Annotated in this window: 22 protein-coding genes; 14 read left to right on the forward strand and 8 right to left on the reverse strand. The window is 70.9% G+C overall.

The features are described from left to right. Positions 1 to 89: 89 nt before the first annotated feature. Entirely contained in the window at positions 90 to 3,605 is a 3,516-nt protein-coding gene (gene metH / locus EJ357_RS09235) for a methionine synthase (protein WP_126390443.1), read from the reverse strand. Between the two features lie 317 nt (positions 3,606 to 3,922). Between metH and EJ357_RS09240 the strand changes: the two genes are divergently transcribed. From EJ357_RS09240 to EJ357_RS09260, 5 genes are all read left to right on the forward strand, one after another. Then, on the forward strand, positions 3,923 to 4,687 hold the full coding sequence (locus EJ357_RS09240; protein WP_126390445.1) for an IclR family transcriptional regulator: 765 nt from the start codon (positions 3,923 to 3,925) through the stop codon (positions 4,685 to 4,687). A 371-nt stretch (positions 4,688 to 5,058) separates the two neighbouring features. Then, positions 5,059 to 5,853, forward strand: coding sequence for an MIP/aquaporin family protein (locus tag EJ357_RS09245; RefSeq protein WP_126390447.1), 795 nt, complete (start codon positions 5,059 to 5,061; stop codon positions 5,851 to 5,853). Between the two features lie 97 nt (positions 5,854 to 5,950). Continuing rightward, positions 5,951 to 7,492, forward strand: coding sequence for a glycerol kinase GlpK (gene glpK / locus EJ357_RS09250; RefSeq protein ID WP_126390449.1), 1,542 nt, complete (start codon positions 5,951 to 5,953; stop codon positions 7,490 to 7,492). A 56-nt stretch (positions 7,493 to 7,548) separates the two neighbouring features. Next, a complete protein-coding gene (locus tag EJ357_RS09255; RefSeq protein WP_126390451.1) occupies positions 7,549 to 9,165 on the forward strand; it encodes a glycerol-3-phosphate dehydrogenase/oxidase in 1,617 nt (538 codons plus the stop codon). Positions 9,166 to 9,379: 214 nt separating this feature from the next. Then, entirely contained in the window at positions 9,380 to 9,892 is a 513-nt protein-coding gene (locus EJ357_RS09260) for a hypothetical protein (RefSeq protein WP_126390453.1), read from the forward strand. A gap of 6 nt (positions 9,893 to 9,898) precedes the next feature. Here EJ357_RS09260 and mtnK read toward each other — a convergent pair whose 3' ends face one another. From mtnK to EJ357_RS09280, 4 genes are read right to left on the reverse strand one after another with little or no spacing between them, the layout of a single operon-like run. After that, positions 9,899 to 11,059, reverse strand: a complete 1,161-nt coding sequence (gene mtnK / locus EJ357_RS09265; protein WP_126390455.1) for an S-methyl-5-thioribose kinase — start codon at positions 11,057 to 11,059, stop codon at positions 9,899 to 9,901. A gap of 22 nt (positions 11,060 to 11,081) precedes the next feature. Further along, entirely contained in the window at positions 11,082 to 12,128 is a 1,047-nt protein-coding gene (locus EJ357_RS09270) for an ABC transporter permease (protein WP_126390457.1), read from the reverse strand. 38 nt (positions 12,129 to 12,166) lie between these two features. Then, on the reverse strand, positions 12,167 to 13,717 hold the full coding sequence (locus EJ357_RS09275) for a sugar ABC transporter ATP-binding protein (protein WP_126390459.1): 1,551 nt from the start codon (positions 13,715 to 13,717) through the stop codon (positions 12,167 to 12,169). Beyond that, positions 13,704 to 14,801 (reverse strand): substrate-binding domain-containing protein, encoded by a 1,098-nt coding sequence (locus EJ357_RS09280; protein WP_126390462.1) that lies wholly within the window; start codon positions 14,799 to 14,801, stop codon positions 13,704 to 13,706. Before EJ357_RS09280 ends, EJ357_RS09275 begins: the two co-directional genes overlap by 14 nt. A gap of 549 nt (positions 14,802 to 15,350) precedes the next feature. On the opposite strand from EJ357_RS09280, the gene EJ357_RS09285 reads away from it, so the two are divergent. Genes EJ357_RS09285 through mtnB form a run of 3 tightly spaced genes read left to right on the forward strand, consistent with a single transcriptional unit; the run spans position 15,351 to position 17,283 of the window. Then, positions 15,351 to 15,950 (forward strand): 1,2-dihydroxy-3-keto-5-methylthiopentene dioxygenase, encoded by a 600-nt coding sequence (locus EJ357_RS09285; protein ID WP_126390464.1) that lies wholly within the window; start codon positions 15,351 to 15,353, stop codon positions 15,948 to 15,950. After that, positions 15,947 to 16,681: an acireductone synthase gene (gene mtnC, locus EJ357_RS09290; RefSeq protein WP_126390467.1), complete on the forward strand. Its 735-nt coding sequence runs from the start codon at positions 15,947 to 15,949 to the stop codon at positions 16,679 to 16,681. The genes EJ357_RS09285 and mtnC overlap by 4 nt, the downstream gene beginning before the upstream one ends. Next, on the forward strand, positions 16,678 to 17,283 hold the full coding sequence (gene mtnB / locus EJ357_RS09295; protein ID WP_126390469.1) for a methylthioribulose 1-phosphate dehydratase: 606 nt from the start codon (positions 16,678 to 16,680) through the stop codon (positions 17,281 to 17,283). The genes mtnC and mtnB overlap by 4 nt, the downstream gene beginning before the upstream one ends. Before the next feature lie 18 nt (positions 17,284 to 17,301). Here the strand turns inward: mtnB and EJ357_RS09300 are convergent, their stop codons facing one another. The 3 genes from EJ357_RS09300 to mtnA form a co-directional block, all read right to left on the reverse strand. After that, complete coding sequence (locus EJ357_RS09300) at positions 17,302 to 18,189, reverse strand: TIGR03620 family F420-dependent LLM class oxidoreductase (protein WP_126390471.1); 888 nt, start codon at positions 18,187 to 18,189, stop codon at positions 17,302 to 17,304. Positions 18,190 to 18,259: 70 nt separating this feature from the next. Continuing rightward, positions 18,260 to 18,592, reverse strand: coding sequence for an ArsR/SmtB family transcription factor (locus EJ357_RS09305; protein ID WP_126390472.1), 333 nt, complete (start codon positions 18,590 to 18,592; stop codon positions 18,260 to 18,262). A gap of 38 nt (positions 18,593 to 18,630) precedes the next feature. Continuing rightward, entirely contained in the window at positions 18,631 to 19,662 is a 1,032-nt protein-coding gene (gene mtnA / locus EJ357_RS09310; RefSeq protein WP_126390474.1) for an S-methyl-5-thioribose-1-phosphate isomerase, read from the reverse strand. A 323-nt stretch (positions 19,663 to 19,985) separates the two neighbouring features. Here mtnA and EJ357_RS09315 point away from each other — a divergent pair, with 323 nt between their 5' ends. The 6 genes from EJ357_RS09315 to EJ357_RS09340 are packed head-to-tail and all read left to right on the forward strand — an operon-like array spanning position 19,986 to position 26,536. After that, a complete protein-coding gene (locus tag EJ357_RS09315; RefSeq protein ID WP_126390476.1) occupies positions 19,986 to 21,038 on the forward strand; it encodes a BMP family ABC transporter substrate-binding protein in 1,053 nt (350 codons plus the stop codon). Continuing rightward, positions 21,019 to 22,581, forward strand: coding sequence for an ABC transporter ATP-binding protein (locus tag EJ357_RS09320; RefSeq protein WP_126390478.1), 1,563 nt, complete (start codon positions 21,019 to 21,021; stop codon positions 22,579 to 22,581). The genes EJ357_RS09315 and EJ357_RS09320 overlap by 20 nt, the downstream gene beginning before the upstream one ends. Position 22,582: 1 nt before the next feature. Beyond that, positions 22,583 to 23,626: an ABC transporter permease gene (locus tag EJ357_RS09325; RefSeq protein ID WP_126390480.1), complete on the forward strand. Its 1,044-nt coding sequence runs from the start codon at positions 22,583 to 22,585 to the stop codon at positions 23,624 to 23,626. Then, a complete protein-coding gene (locus EJ357_RS09330) occupies positions 23,626 to 24,495 on the forward strand; it encodes an ABC transporter permease (protein ID WP_126390482.1) in 870 nt (289 codons plus the stop codon). Before EJ357_RS09325 ends, EJ357_RS09330 begins: the two co-directional genes overlap by 1 nt. Further along, positions 24,492 to 25,244 (forward strand): nucleoside phosphorylase, encoded by a 753-nt coding sequence (locus EJ357_RS09335; protein ID WP_126390484.1) that lies wholly within the window; start codon positions 24,492 to 24,494, stop codon positions 25,242 to 25,244. The genes EJ357_RS09330 and EJ357_RS09335 overlap by 4 nt, the downstream gene beginning before the upstream one ends. Further along, positions 25,241 to 26,536 carry an amidohydrolase gene (locus EJ357_RS09340; RefSeq protein WP_126390486.1) on the forward strand — a complete coding sequence of 432 codons (1,296 nt, stop codon included), beginning with the start codon at positions 25,241 to 25,243 and terminating at the stop codon, positions 26,534 to 26,536. Before EJ357_RS09335 ends, EJ357_RS09340 begins: the two co-directional genes overlap by 4 nt. The last annotated feature ends 16 nt before the right edge of the window (positions 26,537 to 26,552 follow it).

Genomic DNA, 26,552 nt, shown 5'->3' on the forward strand with positions numbered 1-26,552 from the left:
CGTGGCCCGGGGCACACCTCGAATACCACGGGGGACGCCCTGACGTGCGCCGATGCGGCGCGCGCCGCCCCTGCTGCGGGGCGGGTGCGTCAGCGCGCGTTGAAGTACTTCGCCTCCGGGTGGTGGATGACGATCGCGTCCGTGGACTGCTCGGGGTGCAGCTGGAACTCCTCGGACAGGTGGACGCCGATGCGCTCCGGCTGGAGCAGGTCGGCGATCTTGGACCGGTCCTCCAGGTTCGGGCAGGCGCCGTAGCCCAGCGAGAAGCGGGCGCCCCGGTACTTCAGCGCGAACATGTCCTCGATGTCGGCCGGGTCGTCACCGGCGAAGCCCAGCTCGGAGCGCACGCGCGCGTGCCAGTACTCGGCGAGCGCCTCGGCCAGCTGCACGGACAGGCCGTGCAGTTCGAGGTAGTCGCGGTAGGCGTTCGCCTCGAACATCCGTGCCGTCTCCTCGCCGATCCGCGAGCCCACGGTGACCACCTGCAGGCCCACGACGTCCGTCTCGCCGGACTCCTGCGGGCGGAAGAAGTCCGCGAGGCACAGGCGGCGGCCGCGGCGCTGGCGCGGGAAGGTGAAGCGGGTGCTTTCGTTGCCGTGCTCGTCCAGGAGGATCAGGTCGTCGTCCTTGGAGACGCACGGGAAGTAGCCGTAGACCACGGCGGCTTCCAGCAGGTTCTCCGTCTGGAGCTTGTCGAGCAGTCCGCGCAGCCGCGGGCGGCCCTCGGTCTCGACGAGTTCCTGGTACGAGGGACCGTCGCCGGTGCGGGTCTCCTTCAGGCCCCACTGGCCCTTGAAGAGGGCGCCCTCGTCGAGCCAGGACGCGTACTCCTTGAGCTGGATGCCCTTGATGACGCGGGTGCCCCAGAACGGCGGCTCGGGGACCGGGTTGTCGGTGGCGACGTCGGAGCGGACGTGGCCCTCCTCCGGGCGCTCCTCCACCACGGCGGAGGAAGTCGCCCGCACTCGGCGCTGCTTGAGCTCGGGCAGCTTCGCGCCGGGCACGCCCCGCTTGACGCCGATCAGGGCGTCCATCAGGCGCAGGCCCTCGAACGCGTCCCGCGCGTAGCGGACTTCGCCCTCGTACAGCTCGTGCAGGTCCTGCTCGACGTACGCGCGCGTGAGGGCGGCGCCGCCGAGGATGACGGGGTAGTTCGCCGCCAGGCCGCGCTGGTTGAGCTCCTCCAGGTTCTCCTTCATGATCACCGTGGACTTGACCAGGAGGCCGGACATGCCGATGACGTCGGCCCGGTGCTCCTCGGCTGCGTCAAGGATCGCGGAGACGGGCTGCTTGATGCCCAGGTTGACCACGTTGTAGCCGTTGTTGGACAGGATGATGTCCACCAGGTTCTTGCCGATGTCGTGCACGTCGCCGCGCACCGTCGCCAGCACGATGGTGCCCTTGCCGTCGGCGTCGGACTTCTCCATGTGCGGTTCGAGGTAGGCGACGGCGGACTTCATCACCTCGGCGGACTGCAGGACGAACGGCAGCTGCATCTGGCCGGAGCCGAACAGCTCGCCGACGACCTTCATGCCGTCCAACAGGGTCTCGTTGACGATGTCGAGGGCGGCGCGGGTCTGCAGGGCGTCGTCGAGGTCGGCCTCCAGGCCGTTCTTCTCGCCGTCGATGATGCGGCGCTTGAGTCGCTCCTCCAGCGGGAGGGCGGCGAGTTCCTCGGCCTTGCCGGCCTTGAGGGACTTCGCGGTGGCGCCCTCGAACAGCGCCATCAGCTTCTGCAGCGGGTCGTAGCCCTCGGCGCGGCGGTCGTAGATGAGGTCGAGGGCGGTGGTGACCTGCTCCTCGTCGAAGCGGGCGATCGGCAGGATCTTCGAGGCGTGCACGATCGCCGAGTCCAGGCCGGCCTTGACGCACTCGTCGAGGAAGACGGAGTTGAGCAGGATGCGGGCGGCCGGGTTGAGGCCGAAGGAGATGTTCGACAGGCCGAGGGTGGTCTGCACGTCCGGGCGGCGGCGCTTGAGTTCGCGGATCGCCTCGATGGTGGCGATGCCGTCGCCGCGGGACTCCTCCTGGCCCGTGCAGATGGTGAAGGTCAGGGTGTCGATGAGGATGTCCGACTCGTGGATGCCCCAGTTCGTCGTCAGGTCCTCGATCAGCCGCTCGGCGATCTCGACCTTCTTCTCGGGCGTGCGGGCCTGGCCCTCCTCGTCGATGGTCAGCGCGATCAGGGCGGCGCCGTGCTCCTGGGCGAGCTTGGTGACCTTCGCGAACCGGGACTCGGGGCCGTCGCCGTCCTCGTAGTTGACGGAGTTGATGACCGCGCGGCCGCCGAGCTTCTCCAGGCCGGCCTGGATGACGTCGACCTCCGTGGAGTCCAGCACGATCGGCAGGGTGGAGGCGGTGGCGAAGCGGCCGGCGAGTTCCTCCATGTCGGCGACGCCGTCGCGGCCGACGTAGTCCACGCACAGGTCGAGCATGTGCGCGCCCTCGCGGATCTGCTCGCGGGCCATCTCCACACAGTCGTCCCAGCGGGCCTGAAGCATGGCCTCGCGGAACTTCTTCGAGCCGTTGGCGTTGGTGCGCTCGCCGATCGCCATGTAGGCGGTGTCCTGGCGGAACGGGACCGTCTGGTAGAGGGAGGCGGCGCCGGGCTCGGGGTGGGGGTCGCGCTCGGAGGGCGTGAGGTCGCGGACGCGGTCGACGACCTGGCGCAGGTGCTCGGGGGTGGTGCCGCAGCAGCCGCCGATGAGGGAGAGGCCGTAGTCCAGGACGAAGTTCTCCTGGGCGTCGGCCAGGCCCTCGGGGCCGAGCGGGAAGTGGGCGCCGTCCTTGGTGAGGATCGGCAGGCCCGCGTTGGGCATGCACAGCAGCGGGATGCGGGAGTGCCGGGTGAGGTAGCGCAGGTGCTCGCTCATCTCGGCGGGGCCGGTGGAGCAGTTCAGGCCGATCATGTCGATGCCGAGCGGCTCCAGGGCCGTCAGCGCGGCGCCGATCTCGGAGCCGAGCAGCATCGTGCCGGTCGTCTCGAAGGCCATGGAGACCAGCAGCGGCACCTCGGTGCCGGTCGCCTCCATGGCGCGGCGGGCACCGAGGACGGAGGCCTTGGTCTGCAGGAGGTCCTGGGTCGTCTCGACGATCAGGGCGTCGGAGCCGCCGGCGAGCAGTCCCTCGGCGTTGGCCTGGTAGCCGTCGCGGATGGTGGCGTAGCCGATGTGGCCGAGGGTGGGCAGCTTGGTGCCGGGGCCGACCGAGCCGAGGACCCAGCGCGGGCGGCCGTCACGGGCGGCGTACTCGTCGGCCACCTCGCGGGCGATGCGGGCACCGGCCTCGGACAGCTCGTGCACACGGTCGGCGATGTCGTACTCCGCCGCGGCCGTGTGGTTGGAGCCGAAGGTGTTCGTCTCGACGCAGTCGACGCCCACCGCGAAGTACGCGTCGTGGACGGAGCGGACGATGTCCGGTCGGGTCAGGTTCAGGATCTCGTTGCACCCTTCGAGGTTCTCGAAGTCCTCGAGGGTGGGGTCCTGGGCCTGCAACATGGTGCCCATCGCTCCGTCGGCGACCACCACTCGGGTGGCGAGCGCCTCGCGGAGGGCGGACACACGGGTCCGGCTGTCGGCGGAAGGGGTCGGTGGCAACGAGGCCATGAAGGGGCTCCCTGGAGTGCGACGGCTGTCGGCTTTGCGCCCTGAAGTGAAAGCTTCCACAGTGGGCGCACGCCGCCAGCGTAGCCGGGACCATGGCCGGATGGTCAGGGCGTCCACGGGGCGGGACGGGGATGACCGGCGGGCCGGTCGCCGGACACGAGTGACACAGTCGCCGGACACGGGTGACGCAACACAAGCGGACGGATGCCGCCCGACCATTAGCGGGAGGTCGGCATCGACCGGTAGTGTTCGACATTGCCGAACGGCGGCAGCGACGTCGCGGGTCGACGGTCGAAGGGGACGGAGGCAGTACGGCGATGGCACGGAACATCCAGTCGCTCGAACGGGCGGCCGCGATGCTGCGGCTCCTCGCGGGCGGCGAGCGGCGCCTCGGCCTGTCGGACATCGCCTCGTCACTGGGCCTCGCCAAGGGCACCGCCCACGGCATACTGCGCACCCTCCAGCAGGAGGGCTTCGTCGAGCAGGACGACGCTTCCGGGCGCTACCAGCTGGGCGCGGAGTTGCTGCGCCTGGGCACGACCTATCTGGACGTGCACGAGCTGCGGGCGCGCGCCCTGGTGTGGACGGACGACCTGGCCCGCTCCAGCGGGGAGAGCGTCTATCTGGGCGTGCTGCATCAGCAGGGCGTACTGATCGTCCACCACGTCTTCCGCCCCGACGACAGCCGGCAAGTGCTGGAGATAGGGGCCATGCAGCCGCTGCACTCCACGGCCCTGGGCAAGGTCCTGTCGGCGTACGACCCGGTCGCGCACAGCGAGGCGATCGAGGCCGACCGCAAGGCCTTCACGGACCGCACGGTGTGCGACCTGGACGGCTTCGAGCACATCCTCGACATGACGCGCGCGCGTGGCTACGCGGCCGACGTCGAGGAGACCTGGGAGGGTGTCGCCTCCGTCGCCGCCCCCATTCACGACCGGCGCCGTATGCCGGTGGGCGCGGTCGGGATCACCGGCGCCGTGGAGCGGCTGGGCCGGGACGGCGAGCTGCGTCAGGAGCTGATCGCGGCGGTACGGGACTGTGCCCGCGCGGTGTCGCGGGATCTGGGCGCCGGGCGCTTCTGAGGAGCCGGGCAAGGAGTGACAGCCGGGGCGTCATATGGCGTTCCGGCCCTCGCGATGTCCTGACATAGCGGCACAAACCACCCGAGGAACACGCGCCGTACTCCCTACGCGGCAGTACGCATCCGACCCCTCAGTGTCGATAAATCAACACAACCCATAACGATCGAGCATTCGATAACAGGGCTCTTGACGGGCGCCTTACGCCGGGGCAAGACTCCCGTCCATCGGTCGGCATTGTCGAACACCTACCGGCAATACGCGCTAGAGTGTGACAACGCCAAGGACCGCCATCGCCCTCACCCCGAGGGCACGCGAACCACCGGAGGGACCCGGGGTTCGGCTTCCCTGGACGAAGGACAAAGGAGTCGCGGGTGTCCAGCTCCGACATCTTCATCGGCGAGACCATCGGTACCGCCATACTCATCCTGCTCGGCGGCGGCGTCTGCGCGGCCGTCACGCTGAAGGCCTCCAAGGCCCGCAACGCCGGCTGGCTCGCCATCACCTTCGGGTGGGGCTTCGCAGTGCTCACGGCGGTCTACACCTCGGCGCCGCTGTCCGGCGCCCACCTGAACCCGGCCGTGACGGTCGCCCTGGCGATCAAGGACAACGACTGGAGCAACGTTCCGACGTACCTCGCCGGACAGTTCCTGGGTGCCGCGATCGGTGCGGCTCTGGTCTGGGTCGCCTACTACGGCCAGTTCCACGCGCACCTCACCGACAAGGAGATCGTCGGCGGTCCGGGTGCGCAGGCCACGGAGGCCAAGGCCGTCGAGGCCCAGGAGACGGGCGCCGGCCCGGTCCTTGGCATCTTCTCCACCGGTCCCGAGATCCGGAACGTGGTGCAGAACCTGCTCACGGAGATCATCGGCACCGTCGTGCTGGTGCTCGCCATCCTCACGCAGGGCCTCAACAACAACGGCGACGGCCTCGGCCCGATCGGTGCGCTGATCGTCGCGCTCGTGGTCGTCTCGATCGGTCTGTCCCTCGGCGGGCCGACCGGCTACGCGATCAACCCGGCCCGTGACCTCGGTCCGCGTATCGTGCACGCCCTTCTGCCCCTGCCCAACAAGGGCGGCTCCGACTGGGGCTACGCCTGGATCCCGGTGGTCGGTCCGCTGATCGGCGCGGCGATCGCCGCAGGCATCTACAACGTCGCATTTGCTTAGGAGAACCGAGCTTCACCCGTTCGAGTGAGAAGCACCGAAACTCTCAGCACGCGCCGTACGTAAAGCCCCATAACCACGGAACTTCCAGGAGCACACAGTGACCGACGCGCACACCGCCGGCCCCTTCATCGCAGCCATCGACCAGGGCACGACCTCCTCCCGCTGTATCGTCTTCGACCGCGACGGACGCATCGTCTCCGTCGACCAGAAGGAGCACGAGCAGATCTTCCCGAAGCCGGGCTGGGTCGAGCACAACGCCACCGAGATCTGGACCAACGTCCAGGAGGTCGTCGCCGGAGCCATCGCCAAGGCCGGCATCACCCGCGACGACATCAAGGCCATCGGCATCACCAACCAGCGCGAGACCACCGTGCTGTGGGACAAGAACACCGGTGAGCCCGTCCACAACGCCATCGTCTGGCAGGACACCCGCACCGACGCCCTCTGCAAGGAGCTCGGCCGCAACGTCGGGCAGGACCGCTTCCGCCGCGAGACCGGTCTGCCGCTGGCCTCCTACTTCGCCGGTCCGAAGGCCCGCTGGCTGCTGGACAACGTCGAGGGCCTCAAGGAGCGCGCCGAGGCCGGCGACATCCTCTTCGGCACCATGGACACCTGGGTCATCTGGAACCTGACCGGTGGTGCCAACGGCGGCAAGCACGTCACCGACGTCACCAACGCGTCCCGCACCATGCTGATGAACCTGCACACCATGGAGTGGGACGAAAAGATCGCCGAGTCGATCGGCGTGCCGCTGCAGATCCTGCCCGAGATCCGCTCCTCCGCCGAGGTCTACGGCGAGGTCACCGGCGGCAAGCTGGGCGACCTGCTCGGCGGCATCCCGGTCGCCTCCGCGCTCGGCGACCAGCAGGCGGCCCTGTTCGGCCAGACCTGTTTCTCCGAGGGCGAGGTCAAGTCGACGTACGGCACCGGCACCTTCATGGTGATGAACACCGGTGACAAGATCATCAACTCGTACGCGGGCCTGCTGACCACGGTCGGCTACAAGATCGGCGACCAGCCGACGGTGTACGCCCTGGAGGGCTCGATCGCCGTCACCGGCTCGCTGGTGCAGTGGATGCGCGACCAGATGGGTCTGATCTCCACCGCCGCCGAGATCGAGACGCTCGCGCTCTCGGTCGAGGACAACGGCGGGGCCTACTTCGTACCGGCCTTCTCCGGCCTGTTCGCCCCGCACTGGCGCTCCGACGCCCGCGGTGTGATCGCCGGCCTGACCCGGTACGTCACCAAGGCGCACCTCGCGCGTGCCGTCCTGGAGGCGACCGCGTGGCAGACGCGGGAGATCGCCGACGCCATGGTCAAGGACTCCGGCGACGAGCTGGTGGCCCTGAAGGTCGACGGCGGCATGACCTCCAACAACCTGCTGATGCAGACCCTCTCGGACGTCCTGGACGCACCCGTGGTGCGCCCGATGGTCGCCGAGACCACCTGCCTCGGCGCCGCCTACGCCGCCGGTCTCGCCGTCGGCTTCTGGTCCGGTACCGACGAACTGCGCTCCAACTGGCGCCGGGCCGCCGAGTGGACCCCCCACATGGACGCGGAGACCCGCGACCGTGAGTACAAGAACTGGCTCAAGGCCGTCGACCGGACCATGGGCTGGATCGAGGACGACGAGAGCTGACGAGAGCCCGTCGAAGGCTCTCCGACACGAGCTCTGATGAGGAGTAAGAACCCGAAATGACCAGTCAGTCCACCCTGCAGTCCGTGCCTGCCCTCGGTACGCGCCCGGCCTCCGGCTCCAACCCGAGCCGCGCCGAGACCCGGGAGCAGCTTTCCAAGGCGTCGTACGACCTTCTCGTGATCGGCGGCGGCATCCTGGGCATCTCCACCGCCTGGCACGCCGCGCAGTCCGGCCTCAGGGTGGCTCTGGTCGACGCCGGCGACTTCGCCGGCGCCACCTCCTCCGCCTCCTCCAAGCTGCTCCACGGCGGTCTGCGCTACCTGCAGACCGGCGCGGTGAAGCTGGTGGCGGAGAACCACTTCGAGCGCCGTGCGGTCTCCCGCCAGGTGGCCCCCCACCTGGCGAACCCGCTCACCTTCTACCTTCCTGTGTACAAGGGCGGGCCGCACGGCGCCGCGAAGCTCGGGGCGGGCGTCTTCGCCTACTCCGCGCTCTCCGCGTTCGGTGACGGCGTCGGCCACCTCCTGTCCCCCGCCAAGGCGGCGCAGGACGTGCCCGAGCTGCGCACCGAGAACCTCAAGGCCGTGGCCGTGTACGGCGACGACCAGATGAACGACGCGCGCATGGCGCTGATGACGGTCCGCGCGGCCGTCGAGGCGGGCGCGGTCGTGCTCAACCACGCCGAGGTCAGCGGCCTGCGCTTCACCAAGGGCCGGGTGACCGGAGCGGACCTCAAGGACCGGCTGTCCGGCGACGAGTTCGGGGTGAACGCCCGTCTCGTGCTGAACGCGACCGGGCCCTGGGTCGACCACCTGCGCAAGATGGAGGACCCGAACGCGGCCCCGTCGATCCGGCTGTCGAAGGGCGCGCACCTGGTCCTGAAGCGGACCGCGCCCTGGAAGGCGGCGCTCGCGACCCCGATCGACAAGTACCGCATCACGTTCGCCCTGCCCTGGGAGGACATGCTGCTGCTGGGCACCACGGACGAGGAGTTCGAGGGCGACCCGGCGGATGTCGCGGTCAACGACAAGGACATATCCCAGATCCTGGACGAGGCCGCGTTCTCCATCCGGGACCAGCAGCTCGGCCGGGACCTCATCACATACGCCTTCGCGGGTCTGCGGGTGCTGCCGGGCGGGCCCGGGGACACGGCGAAGGCCAAGCGCGAGACGGTCGTGACCGAGGGCACGGGCGGCATGCTGTCCGTGGCGGGCGGCAAGTGGACGACGTTCCGCCACATCGGCCGCACGATCATGCAGAAGCTGGAGTCCCTGCCGGGCGCCCCGCTGGGCGACGACTTCGAGCCGATCGCCTCGCTGCCGAAGAAGCTGCCGCTGCCGGGTATCGCCAACCCGCGCGCGGTCGCCCACCGGCTGCTGACCGACCGCCCGGCGCCGGGCCCGCGCATGGGGGCGGACACGGCGAAGCACCTGGCGACCCACTACGGCTCCCTGGCCTTCGACATCGCCCGCATCGCCAACGAGAACCCGGAGCTGGGCGAGCGCGTCCACCCGGACGCCCCGGAGATCTGGGCCCAGGTCGTCTACGCCCGGGACAACGAGTGGGCCGAGACGCCGGACGACGTGCTGCGCCGTCGTACGACCCTGACGATCCGTGGTCTGGCCTCGGACGACGTCCGGGCGAAGGTCCAGGACCTGCTCGACAAGAAGTGACCTCGAACGCGCCGAGGGAGGTTTTCGCCGGATGAGCCTCCCGCGGCGCAGGGTCCGGCCACTCCCCTGACCGAGCCGGACCGCACGAGGGCGGCCCCATCCGCACCGGGGCCGGCCACCACCGGAAGGGGCGGCTCCACGCCGACGGAGCCGCCCCTTTCGTATGCCGGATATTCCGGGGCGCCGAGGCCGGTGTTGCCTCTATCGTGCGGCCGTGACGATCACCGACGCCGAGATGGCCGCGCTACTCGCGCCCGGCGGGTTTCACTTCCTGCGACGCCTGAGCGACGCCGAGGTCCCGCCCCCTCCTCTGCCGCCCCATCACGGCCCTGCGAATTGCCTGCCCGAGCACGGGCGGATCGACTCTCCCGTGGTCGACATCGACGACCCGGAGCTGCCCGCCAAGGTCCGGCAGGGCTGGTACGGGATGGCGGCCGAGTACGGACTCCTCGACGACGGACGCGAGTTCCTGCTCGGCGTCGACTACTCCGACCCCGAGGACGTGAACAGCGAATGGGCGTGGGCCCGGGTGCGGCTCCTCGACGAGTGGGACCTCGGCGGCGGTGACGACGGTCCGCTGCCGAAGTGGATGCGGTTCTACATGGGCGACCGTTTCGTCCCGGAGTTCACGGTGATGTCCCTTGACGGGCGCCTGATGATGAACACCACCCTGTGGGGCGACGGCACAGTCAGCACCATCGTCATCTGCCCGTCCAGGCTGCCGTGACGCTCGTCAGAGGAGCGCCCGCACGTGCTCCGGTGTCGTCAGCTGCGCACGCCGCACGATCAGTTCGCGCCCCAGCAGCAACGCCCGCCGGGACGCCGGTACCGGGTCCGGCAGCGTCGTCAGGTCGGTCAGGTGGGCGAAGCCGATGATGCGGCGGATGATCTCCGTGCCCGCGTAGCCCAGGGACTCCGTCCACACCCGGCGCAGGAAGCGGTCGAGGTAGGCGTCGTCGAAGAACGGGTCGACGCGGGTCGGCCACAGGCGGCGGAACTCCGTCTCGAAGGCTTCCCAGGACAGGCGGAGTTGGTCGTCGTGGTCGGACAGCGTGCCGAGCGCACGCGCCCGCTCCTGCGACACCAGCGCGTTGGCCCAGTACAGGCCGAGGTCGTAGCCGATCGGGCCCACGAAGGAGAACTCCGGGTCGAACACCCGGACCACGGGGGCGCCTTCGCGTTCGCCGACCATGATGCTGCCGGTGTGCAGGTCGCCGTGGAGGAGGGCCTGGGCGCTGGTCATGAAGGTGTGGCGGAGGTCGGCCACCTCGGTCCGCAGACCGGTGTCGGCGCGGAACCGCGCGGCCAGGTCGTCCAGGCCCTCGTGCCAGTGGTTGTGCTCGTGCTCGATGTAGGGCTCGGACAGGACCACGTCCTCGGTGATCTTGCAGAGTTCAGGGCTGACCGAGGCCGCGATCAGGGCCTTGCGGTCGGCCGACGCCATGCCGAAGTCGCTGGTGGCGAAGGAGAACTGGGCCACGAACTCGCCGATCCTCGCCGAGGTGTGCGGGCCGTAGGGCGCGCCCTCGTTCAGCAGCGTCCGCAGCACCTCCAGGTCGGACATGTCCTCCATGACGAGGGCGTAGTTCTCGGGGTCGTAGCCGTGGACCGCCGGGATCTTGTCCGGGGCGACCTTGGCGACCTGCTCGTACGCGCGGGCCTCGGCGTCGGCGCGGTCGGGGTTCATCGGCCAGGAGGGCCCGGCGACCCGGACCCAGGGCAGGGCCTGCTTCACGGCGAGGCTGCGCGTTCCGTCCGCGCTCGTCGCCAGGAAGACCCGGTTCATGTTGCCGTCCGAGACCTCGCGGACCCGCGGATCGGCCGGGTCGTCCCAGTGGCCGCGCTCGCGCAGGTACGCCGGGATGTCGTCGGTCTCCAGGATGCGGTAGCCCATCGTACGAACTCCTCGAACTTCCTCAGGCCGTGCGGCGCTTGGACAGGGTGAAGCTGAAGACGAGCGCGAGGATGAGGACCGCGCCCTCGACGACGTCCTGGGTGTAGTACGGCAGGCCCTTGATGGTCAGGCCGGTGGTGATGATGCCGATCAGTACGGCGCCCAGGGCCGTGCCCCAGACGTTCGGGCGGCCGCGGCCCAGGACCGAGGTGCCGACGAGGGCCACCGCGACCGCCTCCAGCAGCTGCGAGGTGCCGGCGGACACATCGCCCTGGCCGATGCGGGACGCCAGGATCAGGCCGCCGATCGAGGCGAGGACCCCGGAGAGGACGTAGGCGAGGGCACGGTACGCGCCGACGCGGATGCCGGCCAGGCGGGCGGCCTCGGGGTTGGCGCCGATGGCGTACAGGACGCGGCCCCAACGGGTGCGGGCGAGGAAGACCCAGGCGACGACGGTCAGCGCGCCGAAGACCAGGACGGAGATCGGGATGCCGAGGACGGTGCCGCGGTCGATGCGCAGGAAGCCGTCGGTGAACCTGCCGGGCGCGGTGGTGCCGTCGGACCGGGTCATGCCGGGGGTGATGGACTGGCCGTCGACCAGGATCAGCTTGGCGCCCTGGATGACGAACATGGTGCCGAGGGTGGCCAGCATGTCGGGGATCTTCAGGACGACGATGAGCAGGGCGTTCAGCAGGCCGGCCAGCGCGCCCGCCGCGATCACCGCGAGGATCGCGACGGTGCCGATCTGGTTGAGGACGACCATGGTGTGCGCGGCGACCGAGACGCCGAGGCCGGCCACCGCTCCGACGGACATGTCCATTCCGCCGACGGCCATGGTGAGGGTGACGCCGAGGCCGAGGATCGCGGCGACCGAGACGTATCTGAGCGTGTCGAGGAGGGTCGCCGACTCGCGGAAGGAACCCTCGCTCAGCGCGAAGTACAGGAAGAGCGCGACCGTGACGAAGATGAACCCGTACTTGATGACGGCGTTCTGGACGCGCACGGCGGTGGAGGCCGCGGGCGGGATAGCCGCCTTGGTGGGGACCTCGGTGCTCTGGGTGGTGGTCATGGGGTGCTTCCCTGGACTTCCTGGGGGCGGGGCCGGCGTCAGACGGACGCCGAGATGGTCTGGATGACGCGGTCGCGTTGCGCGTCTTCGCCGCAGGCGTCGAGGTGGACCTCACCGGCGGCCAGCACGACGACCCGGTCGGCGACCTCCAGCACCTCGTCGACGTCGGCGGACAGGACGAGGACGGCGGCCCCCTCGGCGGCCAGCGCCCTGGCGCGGCGGCCGATGTCGCGGCGGGCACCGATGTCGACGCCCCGGAAGGGCTCGTCGAGGATGAGGACGCGCGGGGTCTCGGCGAGCCAGCGGCCGACGACGACCTTCTGCTGGTTGCCGCCGGACAGCTCCTCGACGGTGCTGTGCTCGTCGCGGGCGACGACACCGAGGGCCCCGATGATGTCGCGGCCGAGGGCGTTCTCCTTCGCCGTGTCGACGAGCCCGAGCCGGGACAGCGACTTCAGGAACGGCAGCGAGATGTTCTGGGCCAGCGACCAGCCGGGGACGAGGGCGTCGGCGTGCCGGTCCTCGGGGACGAGGTGGACGCCGGCGCGGATGGCGTCGCCGGGGCGGCGGGGCGCGTACGGCTTGCCGTCCAGCTCGACGGCACCGGACGTGAAGGGCTCGGCGCCGAACAGGCCGCGGGCCAGCTCGGTCTTGCCCGCGCCCAGCAGGCCGACGACGCCGGTGACTTCGCCGGCGCGGAGGTCGAGGTCCAGGGGCGCCCTGCCGTCGAAGAGCCGTACGCCGCGTAGTGACAGGGCGACGTTCCCGTGCGCTTCCCCTGGCTCGCCCTCCCGGACCGGGCGGGCCGTCGTGGCCTCCTGGGCCTGGGCGAGCATCGCGCGCAGGGCGGCGTCCCAGTCGAACGGCTTGGCCTGGTCCTCGGTGAGACGTCCGTCCCGCAGGACGACCAGGCGGTCGGCGAGGGCGTCGATCTCGCCGAGGCGGTGGGAGACGTAGAGCACCGCGATGCCGTCGTCGCGCATCCTCTCCACGAGCGTGAAGAGCCGCTGCGCCTCGGCCGCCGACAGCGCCGAGGTCGGCTCGTCGAGGATCAGCAGCCGGGGGCGGGTGGCCAGGGCGCGGGCCAGGATGAGCAACTGGCGGTCGGAGACGCCGAGTTCGGTGACGTCGCCGCGCAGCACGGCGTCGCTCCAGTCGAGGCCGAGGGCGGCCTGGATCTCGCGGGCCCGGGTGAGCAGGCGGCGTCCGCCCAGGAACGGGTTGCCGCGTTGCTGTGCCAGTTCCTCGAAGACGAGGTTCTCGGCGACCGTGAGACCGGGGACGATGCCCTCGCCGATGCGCTGGTGCACCGTCTGAATACCCAACTGGCGGGCGGCGAGCGGGGACTGCAGCGCTGCGAGCTCCCCGGCGACCCGCACCTGCCCGCTGTGGTCGGGGTGCACGCCCGACAGGATCTTGATCAGCGTGGACTTGCCGGCCCCGTTCGCGCCGAGCAGCGCGACCACGCTGCCCGGGGCGATGTCGAGGGAGACGGAGGCGAGGACGGTCTTGCCTCCGAAGGACTTGCCGACGTCCCGCAGGCTGACCGCCGGGGTCGACTCAAGCGCGGAAGGCTCAATGGGCGACATTCGAGATCCAGTCGGCGGTGCTGACCTCGGACAGGTTCAGCGCGGGCAGCGCCTCGCGCAGCTGGTCCATGTTCGCGATCTTCTTCTCGCGCAGGAAGTCCTGGGTGATGGCGACGGCCGGGAACTCCACGGAGGTCTTGTTCAGCTGACCGGCCAGTTCCAGGGCGGTCGTACGGACCACCGCGGCGCCGACGGCGGACGGGTCGGTGCCGGCCGTGGCGACCCACGGGCTGTCGGTGGCGGTCATGTTCTGGATGTCGGCGTTGGAGACGTCCGCGCCGAAGACCTTCACCTTGTCCTGGAGCTTCTTGTTCTGCACCGCGAGGACGGTGCCCTTGGCGAGCTCGTCGTACGGGGCGAAGACGCCGGCGACGTCGGAATGCTGGGTGAGCGCGGCGGACACCAGCGGCACGTTGTCCGTCGCGGTGGAGTCGGTGACCTTGCCGACCTTGAACTCCTGCTTCCAGTCCTGGGCGTCGACCGTCGACTTCCAGACGCTGTCGCGCTTGTCGAGGGCGGCGTATCCGGCGACGTTGACGTAGCCGACCCTGGCGTCCTTGCCGACCTCCTTCGCCATCACGTCGAGGACGGCCTGCGCCATGCTCGCGTCGTCCTGCTTGGTGGAGACGACGCCCTTGGTGGAGGTCTCGACGTCGTAGACGACGACCTTGATGCCCTTCTTCACGGCCTTGTCGATCTCCGGCTGGAGGGTGGCCGGAAATCCATGGTCGATGATGATGGCCTGCGCACCGGAGTTGATGGCCGAGGACAGGTCGGTTGCCTGCTTGGCGTTGTCGGCCTGGGCGTCGTACACGGTCAGGTCGACACCGAGGGCCTTGGCCTGTGCCTTGGCGCCGTTGCCCCACTGCTCGAAGTAGTCGCCGGCACCGCTCTGCCGGACCAGGGCCACCTTGACGGCGCCCTTGCTGAACGGCGCGGGCTTCTCGCCGGTGGCGGCGGAGGCCGAGGCGGCGGTGTTGCCGGAGGACTTGGAGGCGTCCGTGGACTGCGAGCAGCCCGCGAGGAGGAGGGCGGACGCGGAAGCGAGGGAGAGCGCGGCGAGGGGCAGGCGGACACGGGACATGACGGTGCTCCAGGTGCAAGGAAGGGTTGGGGAGTTGCTCGACCCGGAGCTGGGGACACCGATGCGCCGGCGGCCGGTGCACGGCCGGGCGGGGGCGGCCCGCGGGAACGTGGGCGCGTGGGAGCTCCGGAGGGGGTCAGCGACAGCTGGCCGTGGTCGACCGGAGCAAGTCCACGTACAGCCGCCGCACGAGCAGCAGCGTCTTCATACGGAGATCATGGGAACGGTTTCAGCCACTCGTCAAAGCGATGGAAGCGGTTTCTCACCACGTGAGACAACGACTTCGTCACACCCTGTTGACACCGCGACCGAGTGTCGACGGAGTTACGATCACGGGACCGGCGCACCCGAACCGGCACAGTGAGGCCCTGATGACGACACTCCGCGCGACAGCGATGTGCATGCCCGGCATGCGCTGCTGTCCGGGCGCGCTGTGTCGCGGCTGACCGGCACTGACCGGCTTTCGCCGCCGCACCCCCTTCCTCGCTGCCCCTTCCGGGTGCTTGTCTCGGTACCCGGACTTCCCTTCCAGTTCCAGGAGTTGCACCCATGACCCTGCTGACGACCTGGCCCGAGTCCGGACCGGAGACCGTGGTCCGCCGCACGTCGGACCCCGCCGAGATCGCCGAGGCCCTCAAGCCGCTGGGCGTGCGCTACGAGCAGTGGCCGGTCCGCGAGGACGTGCCGTTCGACGCCGACAGCGACACCGTGTTCGCCGCGTACGGCCCGGAGATCGACCGGCTCAACGCCGAGGAGGGCTTCACCACCGTCGACGTCCTGGGCCTGCACCCCAGCGACGACCCGGAGTTCCCGGTGAAGGCGAAGGCCGCGCGCGAGAAGTTCCTCCAGGAGCACACGCACGACGACGATGACGAGGTCCGCTTCTTCGTCTCCGGCTCCGGCATCTTCTACCTCCACGTGAACGGCGAGGTGCACGCCGTCTTCTGCGAGAAGGGCGACCTGCTGGGCGTTCCGCGCGGTACGACGCACTGGTTCGACATGGGCACGAAGCCGTCGTTCACCGCGATCCGCTTCTTCCACGAGGAGGACGGCTGGATCGGCAACTTCACCGGTTCCACCATCGCCGGCCGCTTCCCGGACTACGACACGATCGCTGCCGGCTACGAGGCCGACCGGGGCGCCGCGTGAGCCTCGCCGGCCTCACGTACGACGTGGACGCCGTGGTGCTCGACATCGAGGGCACCACGAGCGCCACCGGGTTCGTCGTCGACGTGCTGTACCCGTACTCGCGCTCGCGGTTCGGCGCGCTGCTCGCCGAGCGCGGCGGCGACCCGGAGGTGGCGCGGGCGGTCGCCCAGGTGCGGGAGCTGACGGACGATCCGGAGGCCGACGCGGTCGCGGTGGAGAAGACCCTCAACGCCTGGCTGGACGAGGACCGCAAGGCCACACCGCTGAAGACCCTCCAGGGCATCATCTGGTCCGAGGGCTTCGCCCGCGGCGACCTGGTGTCGCACTTCTACGACGACGTCGTACCGCGGCTGCGTGCCTGGCACACGGCGGGCGTACGGCTGTACGTCTACTCGTCGGGGTCGGTGGCCGCGCAGCGGGCGTGGTTCACCAACAGCCCGGAGGGCGATCTGACGTCGCTCGTCTCGGGTCTGTACGACACCGAGAACGCGGGCCCCAAGCAGGAGCCGGAGTCCTACCGCCGTATCGCCGACGCGACCGGCATCGGGCCCGCCCGTCTCCTCTTCCTCTCCGACCGCCCCGGCGAGCTGGACGCGGCCCGTGCGACCGGCTGGCACGCGGTCGGGATCCGGCGGCCCGGGGAGCCGTACTACGAACAGGGCGTCGGCGACCACGCGCAGGCGGGGACGTTCGACGAGATCACCATCACCACTTCCGGGAGCAGCACGTGACCGCCGAGATCAGCCAACTCGACCTGGAGGAGGCGGGCGCGGTGCTGGCCGCCGAGTCCGCCCGGTTCGCCTCCTTCGGCTGGATGCGGGGCACCTCCGGCAACCTGTCCGTGGTCCTGTCCCGCGACCCGCTGCGGCTCGCCGTCACGGCCAGCGGCCACGACAAGGGCGAACTGACGCCCGCGGACGTGGTGCTGGTCGACGGTCAGGGCGCCGCGGTGCATGTTGGCAAGCCGTCCGCCGAGGCCGAACTGCACGCGCGCGTGGCCGCGCTGACCGGTGCCGGGGCCGTGGTCCACGTGCACACGGTCGCGTCGGTGGCGATGGGCCGCCGCGAGCCCGGTGGCATCGTCTTCAAGGACCTGGAGATGCTCAAGGGCGTCGGCCAGCCCGCCCACGACGTCGAGGTCACTCTCCCGGTCATCGCCAACAGCCAGGACATGAAGGTCCTCGGCGACCGCCTGGAGGCCGCGCGCGACCCCCGTATGCCCGCGGTCGTCGTGGCCGGGCACGGCCTGTACGTCTGGGGCGACAGCCCGCGCCAGGCCCGCCACCACACCGAAGTCGTGGAGTGGCTGCTGGAGTTGGAGCTGGCCCAGTGACTTGAGATACGCCGGTGATCAGGCCTCCTGAGGCAGCAGCGCCTCCCCCAGCCGCCGCCAGTGGGGCATCGCGGAACCGCCCGTCTCGGTGCCGATGACCTGTACGGCGACATGGTCGGCGCCCGCCCGGACGTGGGCGCGGAGCTTGTCCACCACGGTGTCCACGTCCCCCCAGAACACGAGGTCGTCCACGAGGCGGTCGCTGCCGCCGTGCGCGATCTCGTCGTCGGTGTAGCCGAGACGGCGGAACTTGGCGATGTTGTAGGGGGTGTTGAGGTACGGGTGCAGATGCTCGCGTGCCGTCGCGCGGGCCCTGCCGGGGTCCGGCTCGAACAGCACCGCGTGCTCGACGCCGAGGAACGCGTCGGGCCCGAGGATCTCCCTCGCCTGAGCGGTGTGGGCCGTGTTGACGTGGTAGGTGTGTGCGCCGGCGGAGCGATCCCGCGCCAGGGCGAGCATCTTGGGGCCGTACGCGGCCAGGATGCGGCGGACCGGCGTGTGCGGCGCGGGGTTGCGTGACTCCTTCGTGAGCGTGTCCAGCTCGTCGAGGTACTGGTCCATGGCGGCGAGGGGCTTGACGCCCGGTCGCGCATCGCCGAATCCCAGACCGAGCACATGCCGCGACGGGTAGGCGTCGGCCAGCAGGACGCTCGCGGCGTGGGTCGCGGCCGCTCCGCGCTGCCAGATCTTCGCGATGCCGTTGATCACGTGCAGCCGCTCGGTGCAGGAGAGCAGATAGCCCGCCTGGGTGAGCGCCTCACGCCCGCCCACCTCGGGGAACCACACCGCCCGCCAGCCCAGTTGTTCCAGCTCCTGTACCGAGTCGCGCAGCTGCGCGGCCGGCTGGTGCTCGAAGTCGAAGGTGTACACGCCGAACGTGCCGAGATTCGCGCCGAGATTCTCCATGCATCGAAATATCGCAGATTCTCGATATGGAGCGCAAGGTGAATACCCTCCCTACGGAGGGATCCAACCGCTAGAGGGTCTGGCCGAGTTGAGCCACCAGTTCGGCGATGCGCTCCTCGTCGCGCTTGTAGTGGGTCCACTTGCCCACCCGCGTCGCCCGCACCAGCCCAGCGCGCTGAAGCTCGGCCATGTACGCCGACACCGTCGACTGGGCCAGCCCGGCCTTGGCCTGGATGTGGCTCACACAGACCCCGACCTCGACCGGGTCCGCGATCGCCTCGTACTGCGAGAAGTGCCGCTCGGGCTCGCGCAGCCACACCAGCAGCTGCAACCGCACGGGGTTGGCCAGCGCCTTCAGGGCGCCGACCAGGTCCGCATCCGGTGAGATCACAGCGTCGGTCATGGGTCCGGAGTATAGGTCGGCGCCGAAGTCGGCGGACGTCAGCGCAGCCGCTCCCCCGGCAGCTCCCCCGCCGACACCTGGAGCACCCCGCGCTCGGTGACCAGGCCCGTCACCAGACGCCCCGGCGTGACGTCGAACGCCGGGTTGTGGCCGCGCGATCCGGCCGGGGCGGTGCGGACGCCGCCCCACTCCAGGACCTCGTCCTCGCCCCGGAGTTCGATGTGGATGTCGTCGCCGGTCTTCGTGGCCAGGTCGACGGTGGTCGTGGGCGCCGCCACCAGGAACGGGATCCCGGCGTCCGCGCAGGCCAGGGCGACCCCCACGGTGCCGACCTTGTTCGCGGTGTCGCCGTTGGCGGCGATGCGGTCGGCGCCGACGACCGCCGCGTCGACCTCGCCGCGCAGGATGGTGCCGGCGGCCGCGCCGTCGGCCTGGACGTAGTGCGGGATGCCCTCCTGGGCCAGCTCCCAGGCGGTCAGGCGGGAGCCCTGGAGCAGCGGGCGCGTCTCGTCGGCGTACACGACCTCCAGGCGTCCGCGCGCATGCAGTTCCCGTATGACGCCGAGTGCCGTGCCCCATCCGGCGGTGGCGAGCGCGCCGGTGTTGCAGTGGGTGAGGATGCGCAACGGCCGCTCGACGCCGACGCGTTCGAGCAACCAGTCGGCGCCGTATGCCCCCATGGCCCGGTTGGCCTCGATGTCCTCGCGCTGTACCGCGGCGGCCTCGTCCAGCACCGCGTCGAGGCCCTCGTCGAAGCGGGTCATCACGCGGTCCACGCACACCATGAGGTTGACCGCGGTGGGCCGGGCCTCGCGGACCCGGGCCACGGCCGCGCGCACCTCATCGGCCGACCAGCCCTCGCGCTCGCCCTGGAGCAGAGCGAGGGCGACACCGTAGGCGCCCGCCGCGCCGATCGCGGGCGCACCGCGCACGACGAGGCGCTGGATCGCGTCGACCAGGGTGTCCACATCGCGGACGTCCATCGTCTCGGTGCGGTGCGGGAGCAGGGTCTGGTCGATCAGCGCGAGGCCGGATCCGGTCCAGTGGACGGCGCGCAACTCCTGGGACATGACGGATACTCCTGCTGGTCCTGTGGGTCTCGCCACGGTACATGACCTTGAAGAACCACAGTTCGAGACGGTCGGGCACATGTCCGAATGTCCGGTGTACAGTCCACCCACCCGCAGCCCATCAGTCGAGACGAGGGAGGACGAGTGCTGCTCACCAGGCGCCGCTTCCTTGACTTCGGCCGGTGCGCCGGCGACGGCTGTCGACCCTGACTCGCCCCTGAGCCGCCGAGCCGCCCCCACCTCGGCCCCGGTCCCCCGTCGCCCGTCCTCACCTCACGCGCTCACCGTCGAGTGCTCCTTGCCGCATCCCGGAAGGTCCCCCGATGTCTCGCAGATCCCGCCGTACCCTCCAAGTCGCCGCCACCACCGCGCTCGTGGTCGCCGCGGCCACCGCCTGCAACGCCGCCGCGAAGAAGGACAGCGCCGACGGCGCGAGCGGCGGCAGCGGGAAGTCCTTCACGCTCGTCACCCCCGACGCCGTCGGGCAGAACGAGTTCCTGAAGCTCTCCGTCAGCGGCGTCGAGGACGCGGCGAAGCAGCACGACGGGTCACAGAAGGTCTACGAGTCCACGGACACGGCCTCCCAGCAGCAGAACGTCCAGGCCGCGGTGGACGCCAAGCCGGACGTCATCGTGTTGGTCGGCTTCGAGTTCGCCGACATCGTCGCCCAGCAGGCCGAGAAGAACCCGAAGCAGCAGTTCCTGATCGTCGACGCCTGCACGACGAAGACGTATCAGAACGTCAGCTGCGCCGTGTTCCGTGAGCACGAGGGCGTCTACCTCGCGGGCGCCGAGGCGGGTCTGCTCAGCAAGTCCGGAAAGGTCGGCGCGGTCGACGTCCTCGACACGCCCCAGTTCCGGCGCTACAGCGACCCGTTCGCGGCCGGCGCCAAGAAGGTCGCCGCCAAGACGGAGACCTCCACGCGCTTCGTCGGCGGCCAGTCCCCGTTCGACGACTCGGCCCGCGCCAAGGAGCAGGCGAACTCCCTGCTCGCCAAGGGCTACGACCAGATCATGGCGGCCGCGGCGGCCGGCAACTACGGCGTGTTCGAGGCGGCGAAGGCCAAGGGGGCGTTCGCGTACGGCGTCGACGTCAACCAGTGCGTCTCGGCACCCGGCACGGTCGTCGACAACGTGATCAAGCGCACGGACGTCGCCGTGGAGAAGGGCATCGACGCGGTCCTGGACGGCAGGACGGGCACGACCGTCTCGTACGGCCTGAAGGAGGGCGGCATCAGCCTCACCGGCCTGGAGGACGGCGTGGACTCGTCGAAGTGCGTGATCGCCGAGCACAAGGACGTCCTGAAGAAGGTGGAGGCGCTGCGCGACCAGATCGTGGCCGGGAAGCTGACGGTCGATGACCCCGCCGCGAGCTGACGCCGAGGGCGCCGGGGTCGTCGAGGGCTCCGACGGCGTCGCGGTCGAACTCCGGGGCATCACCAAGCGGTTCCCCGGCACGCTCGCCAACGACGCTGTCGACCTGACCGTCCGGCGCGGTGAGATCCACGCGCTGATGGGCGAGAACGGCGCGGGCAAGTCCACGCTGATGTCGGTGCTGTACGGCATGGAGCGCGCGGACGCCGGTTCGGTCATCATCGACGGACGGGAGGTGGCCTTCGCCAGCCCCTCCGACGCCATGGCCGCCGGGCTCGGCATGGTGCACCAGAGCTTCAAGCTGTTCGACTCGCTGAGCGTCGCCGAGAACGTCGTGTACGCCGCCGAGCCGCGTCGCTTCGGCCTGGTGGACCTCGCCGCCGCCCGCCGCCGGGTACGCGAACTCGCCGAGGAGCACGGGCTGTCCGTGGATCCGGACGCCCGGGTCGGGGACCTGCCGGTGGGCCTGCGCCAACGCGTGGAGATCCTCAAGCTGCTGCACCGCGGCGCCCGCACCCTCATCCTGGACGAGCCGACCGCCGTGCTCACCCCGGCCGAGGCGGACGCCCTGTTCGCGGTGCTCAAGTCGCTGGCCGCAGAGGGCCGTACGGTGATCCTCGTCACGCACAAGCTGCGCGAGGTCCTCGAAGGCAGCGACCGGGTGACCGTGCTGCGGGACGGCCGGGTGGTCGCACGCCTGGTCACCGCCGAGACCTCCGCCGACCAGATCGCCGCCGCGATCACCGGCCGCGCGGTCGAACTGGACCGCATCCACGCGCCGGGCACTGCGGGCGAGCCCGTCCTGGAGGTGGCCGGCCTGTCCACCGACGCCGTGCGCGACGTCCACCTGAGCGTGCGTGCCGGGGAGATCGTCGGCATCGCGGGCGTGGCGGGCAACGGGCAGAGCGAGCTGGTCCAGGCACTGGCCGGGCTGCGGGCGACCACCGCCGGGCGGGTCACGCTCCGGGGCGGGGACATCACCCACGCCTCGGCCACCGAGCGCCGCGCCAAGGGGCTGGCGTACGTCCCGGAGGACCGCCACGCGGTCGGTACGGCCCCTGCGGCCTCGGTCGCCGACAACCTCGCGATGGGCCACCACCGTACGTCCCTCTCCTCCCGCGGCCTGCTGCCGCCGGCGGCCGTCCGGGCGCACGCGAAGAGGCTGGTCGAGCGGTTCGGCATCAAGACGTCGAGCCCCGAGGTGCCCGCCTCCGCGCTGTCCGGCGGCAATCTGCAGAAGCTGCTGATCGGCCGCGAACTCGCCCACGACGCGCCGGTGCTGCTTGTCGAGCAGCCCACCCGCGGTGTCGACATCGGCGCCATCCAGACCATCCACGACCAGCTGATCGCCTACCGCGACGCCGGTCACGCCGTCCTGCTCGTCTCTGCGGAGCTGAGCGAGATCCGGGGGCTCGCGGACCGGGTGCTGGTGATGTACGAGGGCCGGGTCGCGGCGTCGTACACCAAGGACGAGGCGGACGAGCGGACGCTGGGACTCGCGATGGCGGGCGGCGACACCCGCACGCAAGTGAAGGCCGCTGACTGACATGAGACTTGACCGAATATCGGGAGCCCTGCGCTCCCCCATCACCTTCTCCGTACTCGCGGGCGTACTCATCGGCGCACTCTTCCTCGTCGGCACCGGCGCGGACCCGGTCGCGGCCTACGAGGCGGTCCTGACCGGCGCGCTCGGCGCCGACGGCATCGGCTCCACCCTGACCACGGCCACCAGCGTGCTCGGCATGGCCCTCGCGCTGGCGATCCCGCTGCGCGCCGGGCTCATCAACCTCGGCGGTGACGGCCAGTTGGTGCTGGGCGGCATCACCGCCGCCGTGACCGGCCTGTACTCGCCGCTGCCCGCGCCGCTCACCGTCGTACTGGCACTGCTCGCGGGCATGGCGGCGGGCGCCGCGTACGCCGTCCTTGCCGCCCTGTGCGAGAACCACCTCGGCGTCCCGCTGCTGGTCAGCAGCCTGCTGCTGAGCTACCCCGCGGTGTCGCTCGCCTCCTACCTGGCCCGCTACCCGCTCAAGGAGCCCGGCTCCAGCCTCCCGCAGACGCGGGCGCTGCCGGACGGCGTGGCACTGCCCGCCTTCGGGGACTCGACGGTGACCGTCGGACTCGTGCTCGTCGTGCTCGCGGCGGCCGCGTACTGGTTCACGGATCGGCGCACCGCGATCGGGTACGAGATACGGATGACGGGTCTCAACGCGCGCTTCTCCGCCTACGCGGGCGTCGAACGCCAGGCCCTGACCCTGAGGTTGATGTCCGTCTCGGGCGCGCTCGCCGGACTGGTCGGCGCGATCGGGGTGTTGAGCTTCCCCTACCGCTTCGTGGACGGCTCGCTGACCGCGCCCGGTTACACCTGGACGGGTCTGACGGCCGCGCTGCTGGCAGCGGCGGCTCCGCTCGGCACGCTGATCGCCTCGTTCTTCTTCGCCGTCCTGCAGGTCGGCGGGCTCGCGATGGAGCGGACGACCGAGGTGCCGCGCGAGCTGACGCAGGTGCTCCAGGCGATCGTGATCGTGTTCCTGGCGGCCCGGCTGCGCTTCCCCGGCCGCCGGCTCAACCGTCGTAAGGAGGCGGTGTGATGTTCTTCGACTCCGATCTCCTGATGTCGGCGCTGCGCGCACTGACCCCGATCCTGCTGGCCGCGCTGGGCGGGGCCCTGTGCGAGCGGGCGGGCGTGTTCAACATCGGCCTCGAAGGCATGATGCTGATGGGCTGCTTCACGGCCGTGGCCACGAGCTGGTTCACCGGCAGCCCCTGGCTCGGCGTCCTGGCGGCGGCCCTCGCGGCGGCCGGGTACTCGCTGATCCTGGCGGTGGGCGCCGTGACGCTGCGCGGGGACGCGGTGGTGCTCGGCATCGCCATGAACCTGCTGGCAGTCGGCCTGACCAGCTTCCTGCTCCGTACGGTCTTCGGCGTCCAGGGCACCTTCGACGACCCGGCACTGGCCGGGCTGCCGCTGATCGGCGGTTTCACGCCGCTCGCCTATCTGGCGTGGGTGGCGGTCGGGGTGGCGGCGCTGCTGCTGTCGCGGCATGTGTGGGGGCTCAGGCTGCGCGGGGTCGGCGAGGCGCCGGACGCGGCGGCGACGCTGGGCGTGAGCCCGGCCAAGTACAAGTACGGCGCCATCCTCGTCTCCGGCGTCCTGTGCGGGCTCGCCGGGGCCCAACTCGCGCTCGGTAACGTGACGTTGTTCTCCGAGAACATGACGGCGGGCCGGGGCTGGATCGCGGTCGTCGCGGTCATGCTCGGCCGCGCCCTGCCGCTCGGCGTGCTGCTCGCCGCCCTGCTGTTCGGCCTCGCCGAGGCGGCCGGCTTCCGCCTCCAGGGCCTCGGCCTGCCGCAGCAGGCGACCGACGCCGCACCGTACGTCGTCACGCTCGGCGCCCTCTTCCTCACGACGGCACGGCGCCGTCGCACCCGTCCCCGTCCCTCCGGAGCCGCCTCATGACCCAGGACCTGCTGCCCATCACGCGCATACCGCGCACGGGACTCCCGCCGCACGCGGTCGTCGTCGGCGACCCGGCCCGCGCGGCGGCCGTCGCCGCGCTGCTCGACGGTCCCGAAGAGGTGTCGTACCACCGCGAATACCGTGTCTTCAGCGGCAGTTGGAAGGGCGTTCCGGTCACCGTCGCCTCGCACGGGGTCGGGGGGCCGGGCGCGATCCTGCTGTTCCAGGAGCTCGCGGACGCGGGCGTGCACACCGTCCTGCGGTTCGGTACGGCGGGCGCGATGAAGCCGGGCATCGGCGACGGCGACCTCGTCATCGCGGAGGCGGCCGTACGCGACGACGGGGTGACGCAGCAGCTGCTGCCGCCGGAGTACCCGGCCGTCGCGGCGCCGGAAGCGGTGCTGGCGCTCCAGCGGGCGGCCCGTGAGTCGGGAGCCCCGCACCACCGGGGCATCGTGTGGACCCGCGCGGCCTTCCAGCCGGGGCTCGTCCCGCTCTTCTCCTACGACGGTGCCGGGCTCGCGGCGATCGAGATGGAACTGTCGGCGCTGCTGGTGACGGCCTCGCTGCGCGGGCTCGTCGCCGGCGGAGTGCTCGTCATCGACGGGGCGAACGCGGACGAGCTGGTCGACGAGGAGGGCACCAGCGCCTACGACCCGCACCGCGAGGTCGTCGCGGCGGGGGTCGAGCGGGGCGCCGTCGTGTCGCTGGAAGCGCTGCGGCTGCTGGCCGAGGGGAACGAGCTGTGAGCATCGACCTGTTGGTGCACGGCGGTGACGTCCTGACGGTGGACGAGGCCGGAACCGTCGTACGGGGCGGGGCGGTCGCGGTCCACGAGGGCGAGATCCTCGCCGTCGGTTCCGCCGAGGAGCTGTGTACGCGGTTCACGGCGCGGGAGTCCATCGACGCGGCGGGGTGCCTGGTCCTCCCCGGCCTGATCAACACCCACACCCACCTCGCGATGACCCTGCTGCGCGGCCGCGCCGACGACGTCACCCTCCAGGGCTTCCTGGAGCGGGTGCTGCGCTGGGAGGCCGAGCTGCTGACGCCGAAGAACGTGGCGGCGGCGGTGCGGCTGGCGGTGGCCGAGAGCGTACGGGCCGGGGTGACCTCGGCGCTGGACATGTACTGGTTCCACGAGGCGGCCGAGCGGGCGGCCCGCGAGACGGGCTGGCGGCTGCTGACCGGGCCCACCTTCATGGACGTGCCCGAGCCGCCGGACAAGCTCGCCTACGAGGACCGGATGGCGTGGGCCCGCCGGGACCTGGAGGCCCGCGGCCCGGCCCGCCACGGCCGCCGTCCCGTCGTCTTCGCGCACTCCGCCTACACCCTCTCCCCCGACCAGCTCACCGAGATCGCGGCCCTGGCCCGGGAGTTCGGGGCGCTGCTGCACATCCACGCCGCCGAGAACGCGGCCGAGGTCGCCACCGTCGAGGTGCGGACGGGCAAGCGCCCGGTGGAGCTGCTCGACTCGCTCGGGCTGCTCGGCCCCGACCTGCTGCTCGCGCACGCCGTGGAGCTCACCGGCCCGGAGATCGCGGCACTGGCCCGTACGGGCACGTCCGTCGCCCACTGTCCGGTGTCGAACCTGAAGCTGGGCTGTGGCATCGCGCCGGTGCCGCGGCTGCTGAGCGCCGGGGTGACCGTCGGGCTCGGCACGGACGGGGCCGTCAGCTCCAACACCCTGGACGTGCTGGGGGCGGTGCGGCAAGCGGCGCTGGTGCACAAGGCGGGCGGCGACCCCACCGCGGTCGGCGCCGAGCGGGCCGTACGCATGGCGACCGTCGAGGGCGCGCGGGCGCTGGGGCTCGGGGAGCAGCTGGGCTCGCTGGAGAAGGGCAAGCGGGCCGACCTGATCGTGCTCGACCTGAACGCGCCACACCTGCGTCCGCTGCACGACCCGTGGTCCATGCTCGCCTACGCGGCGCACTCGGCGGACGTGCGGGACACGGTGGTCGAGGGGCGGGTGCTGATGCGCGACCGGGCGCTGACCACGCTCGACGAGGCGGCGGTGATCGCCGACCTGGAGGCACTGCTCTGAACAGGCCCCATAATGG

Origin of the sequence: Streptomyces cyaneochromogenes, from assembly GCF_003963535.1 — a bacterium.
Classification (GTDB): Bacteria; Actinomycetota; Actinomycetes; order Streptomycetales; family Streptomycetaceae; genus Streptomyces; species Streptomyces shaanxiensis.

What these genes read in the sequence shown, in the direction of transcription:
- EJ357_RS09315 (WP_126390476.1), top strand. Translation starts at nt 19,986, where the DNA reads ATGTCTCGCAGATCCCGCCGTACCCTCCAAGTCGCCGCCACCACCGCG.
- EJ357_RS09300 (WP_126390471.1), bottom strand. Translation starts at nt 18,189, where the DNA reads ATGGAGAATCTCGGCGCGAATCTCGGCACGTTCGGCGTGTACACCTTC.
- EJ357_RS09280 (WP_126390462.1), bottom strand. Translation starts at nt 14,801, where the DNA reads ATGTCCCGTGTCCGCCTGCCCCTCGCCGCGCTCTCCCTCGCTTCCGCG.
- EJ357_RS09255 (WP_126390451.1), top strand. Translation starts at nt 7,549, where the DNA reads ATGACCAGTCAGTCCACCCTGCAGTCCGTGCCTGCCCTCGGTACGCGC.
- EJ357_RS09335 (WP_126390484.1), top strand. Translation starts at nt 24,492, where the DNA reads ATGACCCAGGACCTGCTGCCCATCACGCGCATACCGCGCACGGGACTC.
- EJ357_RS09275 (WP_126390459.1), bottom strand. Translation starts at nt 13,717, where the DNA reads ATGTCGCCCATTGAGCCTTCCGCGCTTGAGTCGACCCCGGCGGTCAGC.
- mtnK (WP_126390455.1), bottom strand. Translation starts at nt 11,059, where the DNA reads ATGGGCTACCGCATCCTGGAGACCGACGACATCCCGGCGTACCTGCGC.
- mtnA (WP_126390474.1), bottom strand. Translation starts at nt 19,662, where the DNA reads ATGTCCCAGGAGTTGCGCGCCGTCCACTGGACCGGATCCGGCCTCGCG.
- EJ357_RS09325 (WP_126390480.1), top strand. Translation starts at nt 22,583, where the DNA reads ATGAGACTTGACCGAATATCGGGAGCCCTGCGCTCCCCCATCACCTTC.
- EJ357_RS09285 (WP_126390464.1), top strand. Translation starts at nt 15,351, where the DNA reads ATGACCCTGCTGACGACCTGGCCCGAGTCCGGACCGGAGACCGTGGTC.
- EJ357_RS09330 (WP_126390482.1), top strand. Translation starts at nt 23,626, where the DNA reads ATGTTCTTCGACTCCGATCTCCTGATGTCGGCGCTGCGCGCACTGACC.
- EJ357_RS09270 (WP_126390457.1), bottom strand. Translation starts at nt 12,128, where the DNA reads ATGACCACCACCCAGAGCACCGAGGTCCCCACCAAGGCGGCTATCCCG.
- metH (WP_126390443.1), bottom strand. Translation starts at nt 3,605, where the DNA reads ATGGCCTCGTTGCCACCGACCCCTTCCGCCGACAGCCGGACCCGTGTG.
- EJ357_RS09305 (WP_126390472.1), bottom strand. Translation starts at nt 18,592, where the DNA reads ATGACCGACGCTGTGATCTCACCGGATGCGGACCTGGTCGGCGCCCTG.
- EJ357_RS09240 (WP_126390445.1), top strand. Translation starts at nt 3,923, where the DNA reads ATGGCACGGAACATCCAGTCGCTCGAACGGGCGGCCGCGATGCTGCGG.
- EJ357_RS09320 (WP_126390478.1), top strand. Translation starts at nt 21,019, where the DNA reads ATGACCCCGCCGCGAGCTGACGCCGAGGGCGCCGGGGTCGTCGAGGGC.